At 58.0% G+C, this 18,625-nt stretch carries 22 protein-coding genes and 1 tRNA gene; 13 read left to right on the forward strand and 10 right to left on the reverse strand.

The window, feature by feature from the left end; translation table 11 throughout:
- Positions 1-357: 357 nt before the first annotated feature.
- From rpoE to K1X80_RS07710, 4 genes are all read left to right on the forward strand, one after another.
- A complete protein-coding gene (gene rpoE, locus K1X80_RS07695) occupies positions 358-939 on the forward strand; it encodes an RNA polymerase sigma factor RpoE (RefSeq protein ID WP_003172477.1) in 582 nt (193 codons plus the stop codon).
- 32 nt (positions 940-971) lie between these two features.
- Positions 972-1,559 (forward strand): sigma-E factor negative regulatory protein, encoded by a 588-nt coding sequence (locus K1X80_RS07700; protein ID WP_057958786.1) that lies wholly within the window; start codon positions 972-974, stop codon positions 1,557-1,559.
- A 16-nt stretch (positions 1,560-1,575) separates the two neighbouring features.
- Positions 1,576-2,532, forward strand: a complete 957-nt coding sequence (locus K1X80_RS07705) for a MucB/RseB C-terminal domain-containing protein (RefSeq protein WP_220172769.1) — start codon at positions 1,576-1,578, stop codon at positions 2,530-2,532.
- 240 nt (positions 2,533-2,772) lie between these two features.
- Positions 2,773-4,209, forward strand: a complete 1,437-nt coding sequence (locus tag K1X80_RS07710; protein WP_120732112.1) for a DegQ family serine endoprotease — start codon at positions 2,773-2,775, stop codon at positions 4,207-4,209.
- Positions 4,210-4,282: 73 nt separating this feature from the next.
- Here K1X80_RS07710 and K1X80_RS07715 read toward each other — a convergent pair whose 3' ends face one another.
- Entirely contained in the window at positions 4,283-5,716 is a 1,434-nt protein-coding gene (locus tag K1X80_RS07715; protein ID WP_029299078.1) for a M48 family metalloprotease, read from the reverse strand.
- A 95-nt stretch (positions 5,717-5,811) separates the two neighbouring features.
- On the opposite strand from K1X80_RS07715, the gene K1X80_RS07720 reads away from it, so the two are divergent.
- Complete coding sequence (locus K1X80_RS07720) at positions 5,812-6,051, forward strand: sulfurtransferase TusA family protein (protein WP_057958789.1); 240 nt, start codon at positions 5,812-5,814, stop codon at positions 6,049-6,051.
- Between the two features lie 117 nt (positions 6,052-6,168).
- Here K1X80_RS07720 and K1X80_RS07725 read toward each other — a convergent pair whose 3' ends face one another.
- On the reverse strand, positions 6,169-6,642 hold the full coding sequence (locus K1X80_RS07725; protein ID WP_057958790.1) for a peroxiredoxin: 474 nt from the start codon (positions 6,640-6,642) through the stop codon (positions 6,169-6,171).
- A gap of 11 nt (positions 6,643-6,653) precedes the next feature.
- Positions 6,654-7,214 carry a glycine cleavage system protein R gene (locus K1X80_RS07730; protein ID WP_220172770.1) on the reverse strand — a complete coding sequence of 187 codons (561 nt, stop codon included), beginning with the start codon at positions 7,212-7,214 and terminating at the stop codon, positions 6,654-6,656.
- A 260-nt stretch (positions 7,215-7,474) separates the two neighbouring features.
- Between K1X80_RS07730 and dapA the strand changes: the two genes are divergently transcribed.
- The 8 genes from dapA to K1X80_RS07770 all read left to right on the forward strand — a co-directional run bounded on the left by dapA (position 7,475) and on the right by K1X80_RS07770 (position 12,920).
- Positions 7,475-8,353: a 4-hydroxy-tetrahydrodipicolinate synthase gene (gene dapA, locus K1X80_RS07735; protein ID WP_057444335.1), complete on the forward strand. Its 879-nt coding sequence runs from the start codon at positions 7,475-7,477 to the stop codon at positions 8,351-8,353.
- A 17-nt stretch (positions 8,354-8,370) separates the two neighbouring features.
- On the forward strand, positions 8,371-9,486 hold the full coding sequence (gene bamC / locus K1X80_RS07740) for an outer membrane protein assembly factor BamC (RefSeq protein ID WP_057441316.1): 1,116 nt from the start codon (positions 8,371-8,373) through the stop codon (positions 9,484-9,486).
- 4 nt (positions 9,487-9,490) lie between these two features.
- The gene (locus K1X80_RS07745; RefSeq protein WP_057958791.1) at positions 9,491-10,249 is read left to right on the forward strand and encodes an MBL fold metallo-hydrolase; all 759 of its coding nucleotides are present in this window, start codon (positions 9,491-9,493) and stop codon (positions 10,247-10,249) included.
- A gap of 28 nt (positions 10,250-10,277) precedes the next feature.
- Positions 10,278-10,991 carry a phosphoribosylaminoimidazolesuccinocarboxamide synthase gene (purC, locus tag K1X80_RS07750; RefSeq protein ID WP_003211975.1) on the forward strand — a complete coding sequence of 238 codons (714 nt, stop codon included), beginning with the start codon at positions 10,278-10,280 and terminating at the stop codon, positions 10,989-10,991.
- 83 nt (positions 10,992-11,074) lie between these two features.
- Positions 11,075-11,164: transfer RNA gene (locus tag K1X80_RS07755), tRNA-Ser, on the forward strand.
- A 259-nt stretch (positions 11,165-11,423) separates the two neighbouring features.
- Positions 11,424-11,918 (forward strand): hypothetical protein, encoded by a 495-nt coding sequence (locus K1X80_RS07760; protein ID WP_220172771.1) that lies wholly within the window; start codon positions 11,424-11,426, stop codon positions 11,916-11,918.
- Between the two features lie 20 nt (positions 11,919-11,938).
- Positions 11,939-12,388, forward strand: coding sequence for a helix-turn-helix transcriptional regulator (locus K1X80_RS07765; RefSeq protein ID WP_220172772.1), 450 nt, complete (start codon positions 11,939-11,941; stop codon positions 12,386-12,388).
- Positions 12,360-12,920, forward strand: coding sequence for a hypothetical protein (locus tag K1X80_RS07770; protein WP_220172773.1), 561 nt, complete (start codon positions 12,360-12,362; stop codon positions 12,918-12,920). Before K1X80_RS07765 ends, K1X80_RS07770 begins: the two co-directional genes overlap by 29 nt.
- 98 nt (positions 12,921-13,018) lie before the next feature.
- On the opposite strand, the gene K1X80_RS07775 is transcribed toward K1X80_RS07770, so the two are convergent.
- From K1X80_RS07775 to K1X80_RS07805, 7 genes are all read right to left on the reverse strand, one after another.
- Positions 13,019-14,236, reverse strand: coding sequence for an Arm DNA-binding domain-containing protein (locus tag K1X80_RS07775; protein ID WP_220172774.1), 1,218 nt, complete (start codon positions 14,234-14,236; stop codon positions 13,019-13,021).
- Positions 14,233-14,448, reverse strand: a complete 216-nt coding sequence (gene xisR, locus K1X80_RS07780; RefSeq protein ID WP_073473060.1) for an excisionase family protein — start codon at positions 14,446-14,448, stop codon at positions 14,233-14,235. The genes K1X80_RS07775 and xisR overlap by 4 nt, the downstream gene beginning before the upstream one ends.
- 166 nt (positions 14,449-14,614) lie before the next feature.
- Positions 14,615-16,708 (reverse strand): DNA cytosine methyltransferase, encoded by a 2,094-nt coding sequence (locus K1X80_RS07785; protein ID WP_220172775.1) that lies wholly within the window; start codon positions 16,706-16,708, stop codon positions 14,615-14,617.
- A complete protein-coding gene (locus K1X80_RS28095) occupies positions 16,705-17,274 on the reverse strand; it encodes a hypothetical protein (RefSeq protein ID WP_258571546.1) in 570 nt (189 codons plus the stop codon). Before K1X80_RS28095 ends, K1X80_RS07785 begins: the two co-directional genes overlap by 4 nt.
- The gene (locus tag K1X80_RS07795) at positions 17,271-17,813 is read right to left on the reverse strand and encodes a phosphohydrolase (RefSeq protein ID WP_220172776.1); all 543 of its coding nucleotides are present in this window, start codon (positions 17,811-17,813) and stop codon (positions 17,271-17,273) included. Before K1X80_RS07795 ends, K1X80_RS28095 begins: the two co-directional genes overlap by 4 nt.
- Positions 17,810-18,031, reverse strand: coding sequence for a hypothetical protein (locus K1X80_RS07800; RefSeq protein WP_220172777.1), 222 nt, complete (start codon positions 18,029-18,031; stop codon positions 17,810-17,812). Before K1X80_RS07800 ends, K1X80_RS07795 begins: the two co-directional genes overlap by 4 nt.
- The gene (locus tag K1X80_RS07805) at positions 18,028-18,609 is read right to left on the reverse strand and encodes a hypothetical protein (protein ID WP_258571547.1); all 582 of its coding nucleotides are present in this window, start codon (positions 18,607-18,609) and stop codon (positions 18,028-18,030) included. The genes K1X80_RS07800 and K1X80_RS07805 overlap by 4 nt, the downstream gene beginning before the upstream one ends.
- Positions 18,610-18,625: the final 16 nt, after the last annotated feature.

An 18,625-nucleotide genomic window follows, 5' to 3' on the forward strand; every position in this document is an offset into this window, starting at 1 on the left:
ATAGCCGGGCATTCGTGGCATTGTGAGACTACGGTGAACGAACTGCACGGTTTGATGAGGCGGTCCGGCGTCGAGGTGGGAACTTTTGTATCCACTCCGACTCCATAACAGGATGCCCGAAAGCTGGGAAAACGTTGGTTTTACTGATTGGCCTGGAGCATGGGAGCGTCAGAAAACCGGCGACAAGATTATTCACGCAGCCGGCTATGCCCGCGCTGCGTTTTTCGTGTGTGCCAAAACAGAGCCCACCGGAAACTTGCTTGAAGGGGGAGAACTTTTGCGAAAAGTCCTAGTCTATGTTTGCAAGCCTGATCGTTTAGTTATGCAAGCCTCCTTCAAGTACAACGAGGAGTGTTCATGCTAACCCAGGAAGAGGATCAGCAGCTGGTCGAGCGCGTTCAGCGCGGTGACAAGCGTGCATTTGATCTGCTAGTGCTGAAATACCAGCACAAAATTCTCGGGTTGATCGTGCGGTTTGTGCACGACACCCATGAAGCGCAGGACGTTGCACAGGAAGCCTTTATCAAGGCCTACCGTGCACTCGGTAATTTTCGCGGTGACAGTGCGTTCTACACGTGGCTGTACCGCATCGCCATCAACACGGCGAAGAACTATCTGGTGTCTCGCGGACGCCGCCCACCCGATAGTGATGTGAGTTCGGAAGATGCAGAATTTTACGATGGTGATCACGGCCTCAAGGATCTCGAGTCGCCGGAGCGTGCATTGCTGCGCGACGAGATCGAAGGCACTGTCCATCGCACTATTCAGCAACTGCCAGAAGATTTGCGTACGGCATTAACTTTACGTGAATTCGATGGTCTGAGTTACGAGGACATTGCGAGCGTCATGCAATGTCCGGTGGGGACCGTACGCTCCCGGATTTTCCGGGCTCGGGAAGCCATTGATAAAGCCTTGCAACCGTTGTTGCAGGAAAACTAAAGACAGCGGCGACAGCCAAGAGAGGAACCGCCATGAGTCGTGATGCCCTGCAGGAATCGCTGTCCGCAGTGATGGATAACGAAGCGGATGAACTGGAACTTCGTCGAGTGCTCAATGCATTTGATGATGCCGAAACCCGTGATACCTGGTCTCGTTACCAAGTCGCTCGGGCGGTGATGCACAAAGATCTGTTAATCCCTCGTCTGGATATTGCTGCGGCCGTTTCTGCTGCGCTGGCTGATGAAGCCGTTCCGGCAAAAGCTGCTCGTGGTCCTTGGCGTAGCCTGGGTCGCCTGGCAGTCGCTGCCTCCGTGACGGTGGCCGTACTGGCTGGTGTGCGCCTGTACAACCAGGACGAGATCGCCGGTGCCGAACTGGCCCAGCAAACCCAGCAGCCGGTCATGGCCGGTCCGCAGGTCAAGGGTCCAGCTGTTCTGGCTGGCTACAAGGAAAGCTCCGACGCAACGGGTCCGATGGCCAATGGCGTGCTTCAAGGGCAATCCGGCTGGCAGGATCAGCGTCTGCCAGGCTATCTGCGCCAGCACGCTCAGGAATCGGCTGTAAAAGGCACTGAAAGCGCGCTGCCATACGCTCGCGCTGCAAGCCTGGAAAACCGCTAAACCGTTAAGGAGCCTTATGCGTGCCATACCGCTCCTTGCGCTTTTGCTCAGTGGCTGGTTTGCAGTTCCCGCCCATGCCGATGAAGCCCAAGACTGGCTGAAGCGTCTTGGGCGGGCAGAGCAGCAGCAAAGCTACCAAGGTACATTTATCTACGAGCGTAACGGTAGTTTCTCTACCCATGACATCTGGCGTCTAGTCCAGAATGGTCAGGTCCGCGAACGGATATTGCAGCTCGATGGATCAGCTCAGGAAGTCGTACGTGTCGATGGGCACACTCAATGTGTCAGCGGCAGCCTGGTAGCGGGTCTTGGTAACTCCCCGGGCGGTTCCGCCCATGTGCTTGATCCGCAAAAACTCAATTCTTTTTACACGCTTGCCACCATCGGCGAATCCCGTGTGGCTGGTCGTAAAGCGGTGATCGTCTCGTTGACGCCGCGCGACCAGCACCGCTACGGCTTTGAGATGCATCTGGATCGTGAAACCGCGCTGCCGCTCAAATCATTGTTGATCAATGAAAAGGGGCAGTTGCTGGAGCGTTTCCAGTTCACTCAATTGAGTACCAAAGCCCCGGATGAGAGCGCTTTGCAACCCGGCAGGGACTGCAAGCCATTGTCGGTCGCCAGCAGCAAGGCCGAGGACGTGGTCGCCCCCCAGGCTTGGCATCCGAGCTGGCTGCCGCCTGGCTTCCAGTTGGCCCGTAGCGCTTCGCGTAAGGACTCCCGGACCCATGTGGTGGTAAACAGCTTGATGTACGAGGATGGGTTGGCGCGTTTTTCGGTGTTCCTGGAGCCCGTCAGTGGCGAGGCTGCGACGGAGAGCCGGGTGCAACTGGGGCCAACGGTTGCCGTATCGCGCCGCATGAATACCCCTCAAGGCGAGATCATGGTGACGGTGGTCGGGGAGATCCCCCTCGGCACCGCCGAACGGATCGCGCTGTCGGTGCGCAGTGGCACGGCGCCCGAAAAACCGTGAGCTGTTAATCCTATGCTCATCCAGATTGTTCACAGTAATGCGGGAAGTGCCTGCCCTGCTGCACAGAACATGAAATGTCTGGAGAGTATTTTCACTTGCAAAATTTCCTTATGTTTTTTATAGGTCAGAACTTCTCGGTTCTGGCCTTGTGTTGTTCACGCAATGTTGACGTCGGTAGTAGTAGTCTCCGGCGTTTAAAGAACCTTGTCGCCCAACCCTGCTCGTCGTAACGGGAGCTGTATGTCGATACCACGTTTGAAGTCTTACCTTTCCATAGTCGCCACGGTGCTGGTGCTGGGTCAGGCCGTTACCGCGCAAGCGGCGGAGCTGCCTGACTTCACCCAGCTGGTAGAGCAAGCCTCGCCTGCCGTGGTGAACATCAGTACCACGCAGAAGCTGCCGGAGCGTAAAGTCTCGAACCAGCAGATGCCTGACCTTGAAGGCCTGCCGCCGATGCTGCGGGAGTTCTTCGAGCGCGGTATGCCTCAGCCGCGTTCACCCCGTGGCGGCGGTGGCGGTCAGCGTGAAGCCCAGTCCCTGGGATCGGGTTTTATCATTTCGCCTGATGGCTACATCCTCACCAATAACCATGTGATCGCCGACGCCGACGAAATCCTCGTGCGCCTGGCAGATCGTAGTGAACTCAAGGCCAAGCTGGTCGGCACCGATCCACGCTCCGACGTGGCTTTGCTGAAGATCGAAGGCAAGGACCTGCCCGTGCTGAAACTGGGTAAGTCCCAGGATCTGAAAGCCGGGCAATGGGTGGTGGCCATCGGTTCGCCGTTTGGCTTTGACCACACCGTGACCCAGGGCATCGTCAGTGCCATCGGTCGTAGCCTGCCGAACGAGAACTACGTGCCGTTCATCCAGACCGACGTGCCGATCAACCCGGGTAACTCCGGTGGCCCGCTGTTCAACCTGGCGGGCGAAGTGGTGGGGATCAACTCGCAGATCTACACCCGTTCCGGCGGTTTCATGGGCGTCTCCTTCGCCATCCCGATTGATGTGGCCATGGATGTTTCCAACCAGCTCAAAGCCGGTGGCAAGGTCAGCCGTGGCTGGTTGGGCGTAGTGATCCAGGAAGTGAACAAAGACCTGGCCGAGTCCTTTGGCCTGGACAAGCCTGCTGGCGCCCTGGTCGCGCAGATTCAGGACGACGGCCCGGCGGCCAAAGGCGGCTTGCAGGTTGGCGATGTGATCCTGACCATGAACGGCCAGCCGATTGTCATGTCGGCCGACCTGCCGCACCTGGTCGGCGCACTCAAGGCGGGCAGCAAGGCCAAGCTGGAAGTGATCCGCGAAGGCAAGCGCCAGAACGTCGAGCTGACCGTGGGCGCGATCCCTGAAGAAGGTCAGGAGCTAGGCGCGCTGGGCGGTAAATCGGGTGCCGAGCGCAGCAGCAATCGCCTGGGCATCGCCGTGGTCGAGTTGACTGACGAGCAGAAGAAGAGCTTCGACCTCAAGAGTGGCGTGGTGATCAAGGAGGTCCAGGACGGCCCGGCCGCCCTGATCGGCCTGCAACCGGGTGATGTGATCACCCACTTGAACAACCAGGCGATCAACTCCACCAAGGCATTCACCGACATCGCCAAGGCGCTGCCGAAGAATCGCTCGGTGTCGATGCGCGTCCTGCGTCAAGGGCGTGCCAGCTTCATCACCTTCAAGCTGGCCGAGTAATCCGCTAGCCGTAGGTCAATAAAAAGCCCCGCTCTCGATAGTCGAGAGCGGGGCTTTTTTGTGGGCGCTGGATTTAGCTCATCATGCCTTTGACGATGCGTTCCTGTTCGATCAACTCACGCTGGCGCGCATCAATGCGTGACGACAGCGGGAAGTTGCTGCCGGCCCGGCGCTTGGCAAAGTCCAGTTGCTGGATGGCCTGCTGGAAGTCGCCGACCAGCGCGAAGTACTCGGCGCGGGCTTGATGCAGGCCAATGATATTGCCGGACAGGCCGCGGGTCTCGGCCACCTGGTACCACACGTCCGGATCGTCGGAGCGCGACTTGAGCAGGCCTTCCAGGGCTTTTTCCGCGTCGGCGGTGCGGTTCTGCTTGAGCAGCAGGTCCACGCGCACCTGGTTCAGCGGGTAGTTGCTGGGGTACTGGGCCAGCATGCGGTCGGTACGTTGCTGCGCATCGGGCATGCGATTGTTGGTGATATCCAGCTCAATCTGCGCCAGGTTGTAGGTGATGTCGTTGGGTGCCTTGGCCAGCAAAGGCTTGAGGGTCTCGCGCGCCTCGTTGAGCTGGGTGCCCTTGATCTGGGCTATGGCCAATCCATAACGTGCTACATCGCTTTTCGGGTTCTCATCCAGTTGCGCACGGAAGCGCTTGGCGGCCAGCCCGGGCGTGTCTTCGTAATACAGCTGAACTCGGGCGCGAATCAGTTGATAGCGCAGGCTGTCTTCGGTGCCGCCGGTCTTGGCCTGTTCGGCGCGGTTGCGCGTATCGGCGATCCGCGATTCGGTGACCGGGTGCGTCAGCAGGAATTCCGGAGGTTTGGCATCGAAGCGGTACTGGCGCATCAAGCGTTCGAACATGGTCGGCATCGAGCGCGGGTCGTAACCGGCCTTGACCATGTTGAGGATGCCGATGCGGTCGGCCTCTTGTTCATTCTGCCGCGAGAAGCGCCGCTGCTCCTGAATCGCTGCAGCCTGGCTGCCGGCAATCGCGGCAATCCCGGCGTCACCGGCACCGGCGGCGGCCGCGATAATCCCGCCGAGCAGCGCGGCCATCATCGGGATCTGCATCCGTTGTTGGGCTTCCACGCCTCGGGCGAAGTGGCGCTGGGACAAGTGCGCCAATTCGTGGGCCATCACCGAGGCGTATTCGCCTTCGGTCTGGGCATTGAGAAACAGGCCGCCGTTGACCCCGACAATCCCACCCGGCGCGGCAAACGCGTTGAGTTGCGGGCTGTTGATCAGGATGAACTCCAGGCGCCGGTCATTGACCTGGCTGGTCTCTACCAGCTTGTAGACGCTGGTCTCGACGTAATCCTTGAGCTGCGGGTCATTGAGGACCGAGACCTGGCCGCGCAGGAACGCCAGCCATGCCCGGCCCAGTTGGTGTTCCTGTTGTGGCGAGACAATGGCAGAACTGGCGTCGCCAAGTGACGGCAGGTCGTCGGCGAAGCCTGGAGAGGCAAGCAGGCAAGCCAGCGTCAGCAGGGTAGGGCGCAAAAAAGTCATGCACAAAGCCTTTCGACAAAGACCTTACTGTAGCCGGACACTGAGCCTGGGACCAGATATTCTAAGCATCCCCTGATGCCATCCGGAGCAAAACCATGACCGCTGCTGTAAACCACGACGCTGAGCTCGATGCCAGTGGCCTCAATTGCCCGTTGCCACTGCTCAAGGCCAAGATGGAGCTCAATCGGCTGGCCAGTGGTGCGGTGCTCAAGGTGATTGCCACGGATGCCGGGTCGCAGCGGGACTTCCGCACGTTTGCCAAGCTGGCGGGGCATGTGCTGGTGCACGAAGAGGCCGACAATGGCGTCTATCGCTACTGGTTGCGCAAGGCCTGAGCCTGCGGGGAGGGGGGGCGGATTCGGCGCCCACACTGGCCGGGCTGTCTTGCCTGGCACCGATCCAATGTGGGAGCTGGCTTGCCTGCGATAGCTATCTAACTGCCACTCGCCCCATCAAGCCTTGTGCAGTGCCTGTGCCGCGGCCAATACCGCCTCCACATGCCCCGGCACTTTCACGCCGCGCCATTCCTGGCGCAGCACGCCTTCCTTGTCGATCAGGAAGGTGCTGCGATCAACGCCCAGGTATTCCTTGCCGTATAGCTTCTTCAGCTTGATCACATCAAACAGCTGGCAAACCGCCTCATCCTTGTCGCTGATCAGCTCGAAGGGGAAGGCTTGCTTGGCCTTGAAGTTTTCATGGGACTTCAGGCTGTCCCGGGACACCCCGAACACCTCGGTGTTGGCAGCCTGGAAGGCAGCATGCTGGTCGCGGAACCCCTGGCCTTCAGTAGTGCAGCCCGGGGTGCTGTCCTTCGGGTAGAAATACAGGACCACTTGCTTGCCCTTGAGCCCGGCGAGGCTGAACGTCTGCCCGCTGGTCGCCTGGGCTTCGAAATCGGCGACTGGTGTGTCGATGACTACCGCCATGAAAAACTTCCTTACATTGGATTCTGTGGGCGCCACGGTTCGATCAGTGCATCCAGGTTCAGCGCATCGGCGAAATCCAGGAACTGGTCGCGCAGCCAACTGATCTGCACGCCTGCCGGCAGGGTCACGGTAAAGGTGGCGTTGAGCATGGTGCCGCCGGTCTGGGGGGCCTGATAGGTGTCGAAGGTCAGGTTTTCCAGTTCGACGTTATGGTCGATAAAGAACTGGCACAGCTCATTGACGATGTCCGAACGGTAGGCCGAACTGACGTAGGCCACATACGGCAGCGCCTGGGGACGGTTCTCCAAGGCTGCACTGCGTACTACATTGACGGTGAAGTCGTGCTTCTTGGCCAGGGTCAGCAAGCCGGCTTCCAGGCGCGCCAGGGCGTCCCAGCTCCCGGAAATCTGCAGGACCAGCGCGCTGCACTCGCCATGGCGAGTCAGGCGTGAAGTCACAACGGCGCAGCGATTTTCATGGCTGGCGCGGCACAGGACGTTAGTCAGCTCCATGGGGTTGGCGCCAAGGGCACTGATAACAAGGAATTGTTCGCGGACTGTGGGGGTGGACATGCAGCATTCCTAAAGCGATGAGCGGTCGATACGAACGTGCGGTACCGATCAAAGGATCAAGGGTAGCGAAAAGCGCCGCCAAGGGCTAGGACGTGGCGTTTTCATTGCATATTCAGCGGCATCTGGCCGTGCTTTGGCCCAATGATGGCGTTGCTGGCAACTAAGTTGATCCAGAACGCGTCCTCAGAGGGTACTTCGCTTGTGCAAGCATCTTGGCGCCAGTACCATTACGGCTCTCTTTTTCCGGCAGGAGCGGTTGCATGATTGCGGGCAGTATGGTGGCACTGGTCACACCCATGGATGCACAAGGTAATCTCGACTGGGATAGCCTGGGCAAACTGGTGGACTTTCACCTGCAAGAAGGCACCAACGCCATTGTGGCTGTCGGCACCACAGGTGAATCGGCCACGCTTGATGTGGAAGAACACATCAAGGTGATCGAGTTTGTGGTCAAGCGCGTGGCAGGGCGTATCACGGTGATTGCCGGTACGGGCGCCAACTCGACGCGCGAAGCGATCGAACTGACCAAGAACGCCAAGAAAGCCGGCGCCGATGCCTGCCTGCTGGTGACGCCGTACTACAACAAGCCGACCCAGGAAGGCTTGTACCAGCACTTCAAGACCATCGCCGAAGCCGTCGACATCCCGCAGATCCTCTACAACGTGCCAGGTCGCACAGCGTGCGACATGCAGGCCGCGACCGTGATCCGCCTGTCCACCGTGCCGAATATCATCGGTATCAAGGAAGCCACCGGCGACCTGCAGCGCGCCAAGGACATCCTGGCCGGTGTGAGCAGCGACTTCCTGCTGTACTCCGGTGACGACGCCACGGCTGTGGAACTGATGCTGCTGGGTGGCAAGGGCAACATCTCGGTGACCGCCAATGTGGCCCCGCGTGCCATGAGCGAACTGTGTGCCGCTGCAATCGCCGGTGATGCCGTCAAGGCCCGGGCGATTCATGAGCAACTGATGCCGCTCAACAAAACCCTGTTTATCGAATCCAATCCAATCCCCGTGAAATGGGCGCTGCATGAGATGGGCCTGATGCCGGACGGTATCCGTCTGCCGCTCACCCCCCTCAGCCCCGCCTGTCACGAACCGCTGCGACAGGCCCTGCGCCAGTCCGGCGTCCTGGTTTAATTGAGGAAGCACTACGCATGAAGCGATTGGCCGGACTTTCCGCACTTGCCTTGATTATCTCCAGCACCAGTGGCTGCGGTTGGATCTGGGGCCCGGAAGGCTACTTCCGTGACCGCGGCAGCGATTACCTGGAAGCACAACAAACCGCACCGATGCAATTGCCGCCGGACGTCAATGTCGCCAAGCGCCTTGACCCGCTGTTGCCGATCCCGCGCAACGTGGCCGACGACACCGTCAAGGGCGAGTACGAAGTGCCGCGTCCACAGCCGATTTCGGCCATGGCCGATGCCAGCGACTACAGCCTGCAGAAAAGCGGCGACTCGCGCTGGATCATGGCTCAGCGCCCACCTGCCGAAGTCTGGCCGGTGGCGGTGCAGTTCTTCCAGGACAATGGCTTCCGTATCGACGAACAACGTCCGCAGACCGGTGAGTTCACCACCGCGTGGCAGCAGTCGAACGAACTGTCGGCCAATATGGCCAAGCGCCTGCAGGCCGGTGGTGTTGCCGCTGATGGCGAAAGCCGGATCCGCGTACGCATCGAGCCAGGCGTGCAGCGCAATACCAGTGAAGTCTACGTGGTCAGCGCCGCGCGTCCTGCCGGCAGCACCGCCAACGTCGAGTTCACCAACCGTTCGGTCAACAGCGGCGTCGATGCTGCGCTGGTCGACGAGATGCTTGCCAGCATGAGCCGCATCTCCGAGAAGGGTGGTTCCGTATCCCTGCTCGCTGCCCGTGATTACGACACGCCTAGCCGTGTCAGCCTCACCGAAGACGGCAGCGGCAACGTCGTGCTCAACCTGGGTGAAGACCTGGATCGTGCCTGGGCCAGCGTCGGCCGTGCCCTGGAGCAAGGCCCATGGCGCGTCGAAGACATCAACCGCAGCCTGGGCCTGTACTACATCAACGTGGCTGAAAAGGCCGAGAAGAAAGACGAAGAGCGTGGTTTCTTCAGCAAGTTGTTCGGCAGCGAGCCGACCAAGGAAGAGATCGAGACCCGCGCCGAGCGTTATCAAGTGCGCTTGAGCAAGGTTGGCGACAACGTGCAAGTCACCGTCGAGAAGAACATCAATACCGTGGCGCCAGCAGAAACGGCGCGCAAAGTGTTGGGCGTGATTCAGGACAACCTGGGCTGATCTGATGCGTTTTGCTGTTCTCGGCAGCGGTAGCCAAGGGAACGGCACGCTTGTAGCCCACGACGACACGTACGTCCTGGTGGATTGTGGTTTTTCCCTGCGGGAAACCGAGCGACGCCTACTGCGCCTGGGGGTTCACCCGGCGCAGTTGAGCGCGATTCTAGTGACCCACGAACATGCCGACCACGTGCATGGCGTGGGGTTGCTGTCTCGGCGCTACAATCTTCCGGTGTACCTGAGTCGCGGCACCTTGCGCGGGATGCGCAAACCCGTTGAACCCGCAGGTTTCCTGGCTGGTGGCGAGCAACTGCAGGTGGGTGCCTTGAGCATCGACGTGATTGCCGTGGCCCACGATGCCCATGAGCCTACGCAATATGTATTCAGTGACGGCGAGCGCCGCTTCGGCCTGCTTACCGACCTGGGTTCCTACTGTGCCAAGGTGCTGGAAGGCTATCGGGACCTCGATGCATTGATGATCGAGTCCAATCATTGCCGGGACCTGCTGGCGCGCGGTCACTACCCGTACTTTCTCAAGCAACGGGTTGGCGGCGAGTTGGGACATTTGAACAACCACCAGGCGGCATACCTGGTGTATGAGCTGGGCTGGCAAGACCTGCAACACCTGGTCCTGGCCCACCTGAGCAGCAAGAACAACCTGCCGCAGCTTGCCCGGCAATGTTTTGTCGACACCCTCGGGTGCGACCCGGACTGGCTGCAACTGGCCGATCAAGATTCAGGGCTCGACTGGCGACATATCGCCTAGCCCACCTACTTACCAAGCGGAGCCCATCATGGAAAAACGTGAAGAACTCTACCGCGGCAAAGCCAAGTCGGTTTACAAGACCGACGACGCCAACCGCTTGATCCTGCTGTTTCGCAACGACACCTCGGCGTTCGACGGCAAGCGCATCGAACAGCTCGACCGCAAGGGCATGGTGAACAACAAGTTCAACGCCTTCATCATGCAGAAGCTCGAAGCGGCCGGCATTCCGACCCAATTCGACAAACTGCTGGGCGACAACGAATGCCTGGTGAAAAAGCTCGACATGATCCCGGTCGAGTGCGTCGTGCGTAACTACGCTGCCGGTAGCCTGGTCAAGCGCCTGGGCGTGGAAGAGGGCCTCAAGCTCAACCCTTACACGTTCGAACTGTTCCTCAAGGACGACGCCAAGGGCGACCCGTTCATCAACGAATCCCACGTCGTGGCATTCGGCTGGGGCACCGCTGAGCAACTGGCGCGCATGAAAGAGTTGTCCCTCAAGGTCAACGACGTCCTGAGCAAACTGTTCGACGACGCCGGCCTGCTGCTGGTGGACTTCAAACTGGAATTCGGCGTATTCCACGACGGCTCCATCGTCCTGGGCGACGAATTCAGCCCGGACGGCTGCCGCCTGTGGGACAAAGACACCCGCAAGAAGATGGACAAAGACCGCTTCCGCCAGGGCCTCGGTGACGTGATTGAAGCCTACGAAGAAGTCGCCAACCGTCTCGGCGTACCGCTGTAATCGACGCAAGCATCTGATAGCACGGAAAAAAATTGCTTCGGTGCTTTGCTTCCACGAAACAGACTGTTATGATGCGCGCCGTTGGAGAGATGCCAGAGTGGCCGAATGGGACGGATTCGAAATCCGTTGTACCTTCACCGGTACCTAGGGTTCGAATCCCTATCTCTCCGCCATTATTGAATACGACTAAGCCCCTGAAATGGTTGAACATTTCAGGGGCTTTTTCGTTTCGTATGTCTTTTATTAGGGCATATTTAGGGCATTTTTCAACATTAAATCGGGCGGAACATTAGGCTTTTTGCTTGGGCTGCTGAGAGCTTTACGGGCAACGCGTAGCCTTTTCAACTGGGTTTATGACATATTGCCACCACCTCGTCAGGTCGGCTTGCCGTGTCGTGAGGTTTGAGTTAACCTGCTTGTTAAGGAGTCGGCATGAAGCTGCATAAGTTGTCAAGGACGTACATACTCGATAAGGCCGGTATAGATACCGCGAAAGTAGTAACGATCAACGGGACTCTGAAGTGGGTACCAGCGATGATCCTTCCTGCCTCGGGCCTCCCCGACAAATCGTTTTTCACCAAATCTGTGATAAGCGACGTCAATGACAATTCTAAGCGTGCTCACTTTTTAGCTATGGTCGATGCGATCTATAGCGGGATGATGCTGGATGACTTTTCCGGACATTTCGCGAATAGCGCTGTCAATTACAAGGTGGCTCACAGCTTCAAGTACTCAGGGAAGTCGGAAAACCTACGGGAACTGAAGCATGGTAACAAGGACAGGATTTACCTGTATCCATATACAGGAAAGGTAGGGCGCTACGTTTTCTTTTTCGAAGCAGCCCATAAAAACCAGCAGCAGACAGAAAAGGCGGTTAGGGATCGTGCAGAAGAATTAATTAAGAAAATCATAGATGCAAATTTATAGTTATCTTTTAGGGTCTACCTATGAACAATTTTGATATCGCCCAACAAATCGCCGAAGACGCTGAGATTTTTGGATTCGCTCGACGAGCTGCGCCGATCTTTGAAATTAGGCGTTTGATGCAGCTCAAAGGGCTTAGGAATATCGATATTGCAGAAAGACTTGGCGTTTCGGAAGCCAATGTCTCTAGATGGCTTCGTGGTGATCAAAATCTGAAACTCGACACCGTTCATTCGCTTGCTGATGCCGTTGAAGAAAAACTTAATATTTGTTTTGGTGAGTCTGCTGTTAGAAGTAGTTGGGCAGGTATGAGATTTTCGGATCCTGAGTCGGTGGTGGTTATCAGTGCTAGTTGTAATGATGAGGACTACGGATTTCATCGGGAAATGGTTGTTTCGATGAGCGATGAAATATTCAGTTTTGTATGTGAAGAGGTAGAGGCCAATGAAGGCTGCGTCGCTTTCAATTTCTAAAGTCGAATTCATACATATTAGAGTCGAATCTAATAGTGATTTTGATGGTGAGCATTCTTCAGAGTTTCATCAGTTGGACTTTCCTTTTGATGGGGTTCTTTTTAAGCGCCGAATGAGTTTGCAATACGACAAGGCGAAATCTGAGGACCCTAGAACTTTTATCTTTGGCTTGAGTATTATGCTCGAAGAAGATGAAGATGATCCCGATAGTAAACCTTTGCCGTATAATGTTGACATTAAAGCAGTGGTTTACATGAAGTACATGTCAGATCAGCACGCAGGCATGGAGCGGTTCCGTGCTATCAGGGCTACCGGATATTCCATTCTGTATGGAGCGATAAGAGAGATGGTTTCTAATCTTACTGCTCGGGGACCAAACGGAATGTGGTCATTGCCTTCTGCAGACTTCAATTCGACTGCGAGCGAAGAAGCTGTCGTAGATGAAGCGCGGCGTCAGGAGCACCTTGCAAAGCAAGGTATTCCCTCAGATAAAAAAATAGTTAAGCGTCCAAGAAAGAAACCAGTAGCATAAGGATCTCTATTTTATAAAACTTGTACTTCATTTTTTTAAGTACAAGTTTTTTGTTTTGGCTGCAATGTTCAGGGTGGCTTATTTGAATCTGGTTTTATTTATATCTCTCTGAACCCAAGCATACTCGAAACTAAGCCTGCCATGCTCTTGGTGTCCGTCGGTATCCATCTTCCATAGTGCTTTCTTACCATTGTTGTGTCTGCGTGCCCGAGTTGACGGGCTACCCATTCGACCGGGACATAACTCGACAGCATCTGGCTGGCAAACGTGTGGCGACATTGGTTAGCACCTCGGTGCCGAACCTCTGCCTTTTTCAGATGGGCAGTGAACCAGTTGCTCAACGTCTTGCCGTTCCAAAGTAGACCGCTGGTCGAACTGCGGAAAAGGAACCTGACCTTCATCTTCTTGGACGTGATGTTGTCGCGCTGGATAACGGTGATTTCTTCGACTACCGCGTCTTTGGCGTCGGCAACTATCTCTCGCATCAGTGCGAGGGCTGGGTCTATAAGCTCGATGACTCGGACCCTGGAGCGTTCTTTGGGGACTTTGAACTCGCCGACGACCAATGCCCGGCGGACGTGCACCAGGCCGGCATCAAGGTCTACATCTTCAACGGCAAGCCCGATGAGTTCGGAAAGGGACATCCCGGCCCAGCAATTGAACTCAATCATCCGGGTGTCTGTCCGGCGGTCGGGGTCCGTTTTGCCGATCAATTCGATCTCAGTGCGACTGAAGGGGTCGGCATGCTCCAGGTCCACATCCGATCCGACGTTACTGATCCTATCGAGCGGGTTGGCCTTCAGGATGCCATCGCCGAAGGCATCCGCCCACACCCCGCGAACGATGGTGAAAATGTCGTTCACTGTCTTCGGGGCCAAGCCTTGCTTGAGCAGTTGTGCTTGAAACAGCTCAATGTCGCTCTTGCTGATGTCGACGATCCTGCGCTTGCCGAACTTCTTTTCTACGTGCACAGCCTTGCTCACATAGTTGATGACCGTGCTCGAGGCTTTTAGTGCGCGCTGAACCTCCAGCCAGCGCTCAATACCTTCCTTTACGGTGCGCTTGAGCGAAGGGCCGCCGGTTCCAGTGAACATGGCGGCCCTTGGCGAGTTCGGAAAGTGGGCTGCATAGTCGAAGCGGCCCTCTTTGATTTCCGCGAGTATGGTTCGCCGCTTGTTGTCGGCATAGGCAATCGCTGCCTTGTTTACTTTCGAGATCCCTTCCAGGGGTTCCCGGCACCGCTGGCCGTTGAAGATGAACCAGATGCGTAGCTGCTTGCCGTTCATCTCAACGCCTGTGGGCATCTTGTCCATCATGGCTTCCCTTCCATCCAGCGCTCAATGGCCGCGCGGTTGTAGACGATTACGTTGGCCGGGTCATAACGCCAGTGCTTGCCTTCTAGCCATAGACCTCGCGTGCGGTATTTGCGAACCGCTTCGGTGCTTAGGCCGAAGACTGGATAAAGCAGATCTTGCCGAAACCAGGCGCCCGGTGTGATGTGGAAGTCGATTTTTTCTGCTGCGCTCATTGTGCTATCTCCCCGGCGCGCCGGGCGATGCCTTCGGCCCGACGCTGCTTGCTGCAATTTTGGTGGTTGCCGTGTGCTCGTGATTTGTTGCACTTGTCACATATGGTGCTCAGATCTAGTGGGGCCATCTGCCCTTGGCGGATTCGAACTGTTCGGCGAAGGGCTTTCATGCGGCCTCCTTCAGTGCGTGCGCTTGGCGCCATGGATCGTTCGCGCGTGCGAGGGCTGCCATGGGTGGCGGACTGACGCTGTTGCCGCACATGTGCACCTGCTGGGTGACGGTGAATGGCTTTCCGTCGGCGCCGTGGGTGATGATGTAGTCGGCCGGGAATCCTTGGGCCTTGTACAGCTCATGCGGCTTGAGCATCCGGAGGTAGATATCGACGATCACGTAGGGCGTGCCCTGAACCATCACCGTGACGAGTGCCAGACGATCCTTTGTGGTGATCGTGGGAGCCGGTGCATCGCAAGCGCTGACGTTCTCGGTGCCGTAGTAGCTGATCAGGAAGGCTGCTACGCGCAACGCACCAGCTTCATGCTCAGGCGACAGGGTGAGCGATACCAGGGAGCTCTTGCCGCCACCGCCGGCTGTAATGGTCGGTGCCGGATCTTCAAGGCCCTGACCAATACTCCCGCCGAATGCCCGCTCCATGAATGCGCTGACCAGTCCGTGGTGTTGGCCGCCGGCGCTGATGGTATGCAGCGGGTCGCTCACGTCCCTTGAATCACAGTTGCCGCGTAAGTGCACCAGGTTCGCCGTTGCCAACTGCTGCTGGCTGCCGGTGTTGGTCACCGTAGTCATCGGGTCGCGAATATCTTTGGCGTGCACGGTGTTGAATCCGCCATTGGCCTGGATCATCACCGCCGCGCTGACGGACTGGCCGCCGCCGCTTGCAGTGACGGTACCCACTGGGCCGCAGATATCGTTCACCCCGTGGGAGCGGCGTTTGTTTGCGCCTGTGCCTTCGCCGTGACCAGCCTGGACGATGCAGGCGGATGCCAGTGCGTGCTTCACGCCGCCGGCCACCACGGTGCCCAAGGGTTGATCAACGCCCGGCACCCGTGGCTCTTGTCCTGGGCGCTCGCCGTAGCCTGATTGAATCAGCGTGGGGCTGATCAGTGTCAGCTCGCCGCGATTCGCGCACGTCACCGTGGGCAAAGGCTCGCGCGGGTCATTGATCCGGTCGCTGCCCTGGTGCGTTACGGGTGCAATCACCGGACTGACAACCGAGAAGGCACCGCCCTTGGGATAGGAGGTGATAGTGCGCAGCGGCTCGCCAGCGGACTGCACCGACTCACCCGACCAGTTCGCAATTGGCACAATGAACGGCGCGGGGCTGTCGATGACAAACTTCTTCATGCCCTTTGCGACGCGGCGAAGCGTGGCCTCGGCCAAGTCTTTCTTCCGCCCGAAGATGCTCTTGCCCAGGTCACTGAAGTCGATACAGTCAGCGGCGGTTTTCCACTTCTGCTGGCCTTTGGCCGGGATCTTTGCGTGAGTTGGCTCGGGCCACACAATCGGCTGGCCGTCGCACCGAGCGATCATGAACAGGCGCTCTCGGCTGGTCGGCGCGCCGAAGTCGCATGCTCTGATCACCTTCCACTCTACGACGTACCCCATGCCTTCCAGCAGGGCCACAAAGCGGCGCCAGGTGCGGCCGCGTTGCTTTGGGTCAGGCACAAGGAACTGATTCGATACCGGTACTTGTTCGCCAGGCGCTGCCACGCGGTTGGAGGTCTTTCCCCTCTTGGTTGGATGCGGCACCTGGTCCAGCGTCACCACGCGACCTGTGGCCTTGTCGCGCTTGGCGATCAACCGGCCCCATTGCAGGATCTGCTTCACGTTCTCCAGGCTGATCACCCTGGGGCGCTTCTTGCCTCCCCACTTCAAACCGATCCACGACAGATTGCGGATCTCCCGTTTGCGTGGCTGGCCGCCGGCGGCTTGGCTGTGGTGCGTGCAGTCCGGCGACATGTGGAACCAGCCCACGGCCTTGCCGCCGCACTCGGTGTCCGGGTCACCCTCGAACACATCGGTGGTGAAGTGCTTGGCGCCAGGGTGGTTGACGGTGTGCATGCTGATCGCCTGCGGACTGTGGTTCTTCGCCACGTTCACTGCGCGGCCCAGACCAATCTCCAGGCCGGTACCAGCCCCGCCGCCACCACAGAAGAAGTCTACAACGATTTCTTCGTCCAGAGGGGAGAAGCCCAGGCGGTACTGCGTCTTGAAGTCGAGCGGTTGCGTTCTGAGGGTGGTCATGACAGAACCTCTAGAACTTGGTGGTGGCTAAAGATTTGCCGCTTCCCAGTTTCTACGTTCTTGGCGTAGAACTCATCGGGGCGTCGCCACCATATTTGGCTGTGGCTGGTAACTGCTACGGTGAGTTCCATGTGACCTATGCTGACTCGTAGCTTACTGCCGACTGGGAACGCACTTTGAATTGCTTTGGAAAGCCCCAATTGCGCACTTCTCAGCGTCTCCTCGGCGTTGTGTATGGTCGTAAAGTCGTTCTGATCCTGGGTTCCGGCCACTATGGTTGGGGCTAGCAACTGCTCGCCCTTCGCAACGGCATCCAGATTGCCCGAAGCTTGCGTATACCCCACGACAGGCTGCGCGAGCGGGCGTTCCTGAGCGTTTAGCGTTGCATCAGCGAACGCTGCCCCGCGCAGCTTTTCGTGGGGTATAAGTGCCTCGGCAGTGGCGCTGGAAGGGGCAATAATGCCTGCTGCTACGCAGCAGAGACTGTTTGTTTCTGGCGTGTCGACGCCACCTGCAGCGCGGAGCAAAGCAGGCAGGGCGTTGGCGTTGTCCTGGTGGTTCTTCATGCCGCTTTCCTCCGATGTTCGATAGCGAGTTGGTCCATCAGGCGCTGGTGGTAGGTGATGCGCGCTTCTGCGGCAGGCCATGGGCGGATGGTTTCGGTCATGGGTTCGATGCCGACCAAGCAATCCCAGATAGCCGGATCGGTTGGCATGAGGTCGCGGCGCTCTGTCGCCAGTGCAATCAGGTCGGCCTTGTAGATGCAGGCGGGAAGTTCTGGAGCGATGTCGAATCGCTCACAAATGCGCCACCAGATGCAGTCCTCGAAGTGTTGGTAGGCGCTAATCCACTGCTTGAGGGGCCGAGTCATGTCGCCCACGTACGCCTCGGCGGCATCGTGGAGCAAGGCGGCGAGCTTGTACTCTTCCGGCACCAGCTCGGCGACGATGCAGCTGTGTTGAGCCACGCTGTAGAACTCGCGGGTGTGGCCGTTGAAGCGGCACAGGTGGGCCAGCGCGTGCGAGATGTCCCGCGGGTCGATCATGTCGGCGTCGGGCTCGAACAGATCAAAGCGCTTGCCGGTGGAGGTCAGGATCCAGTTCATGCGGCCTCCTTCACGAGATCGGCCAACAGCAGGGCGTTTTCGGTTGCTTTGTGCAATTGGCGCAAACCGTCATAACCGATCAGCGATTTCAACTGCCGGTCGAGTTCCTTGCTGTAGCGGGTCAGGGCGCGGAGCTCCTTGGTGACCTTGGCGTGCTGCTGTTGCAGTGTGCCGGCGGCTTGTGGTGACAAGCGCAGCATGGGGATGGCGCGGCTCATGCGTCACCGCCGACTGTTTTTTGGTTTCGGACGTTAGTTTCCGCTTCGGTTCGAAAGAACTCCGCTGCTTTGCGGGCTTCTGCAGGGCACATTCCTTCTATTGGCCCGCGCTCTATCACCCACTGACCTTGGGGCTCAGTGATTGAGCTGCTCGCTGGGGCCGGGTCCAATTTTGGTGCCGCTGGATCTAGTAAAGCTGCCATGGCAAGAGCTTGGTCGCGGAGGGAAAGTGAGTCGCGCTCAAGCTTTTTACCGGTACGGAATGCGCTGAATGTTTCTGCAGCAATTCGCAGCTTTTCGGCGATCTTCAAGAGGGTTTGACGCGCTGGTTCCCCCAGTTTCGACGCCGCCAGTGCCTGCTTGTAGTGGGAATACAGTTGCTTATGATGGTCCTGGGCCTGATCAAGCAAAAGCTTCAGGTCCTGAATCTCCCCTGAATTATCCGATTGCTGAATGGCTTTACCTTCGTCGATACCTTCGATGCGGCCATCAATCAGGCCTCCCCGATAGCCGACCCAATAGAGGATCGCGAGTGCGATAACGATGGTAATAAGCGCGCAGATTTCAATTGCAGTCATGTGGTGTGCTCCTGGT

This window comes from Pseudomonas sp. So3.2b (genome assembly GCF_019464415.1).
GTDB lineage: Bacteria > Pseudomonadota > Gammaproteobacteria > Pseudomonadales > Pseudomonadaceae > Aquipseudomonas > Aquipseudomonas shahriarae.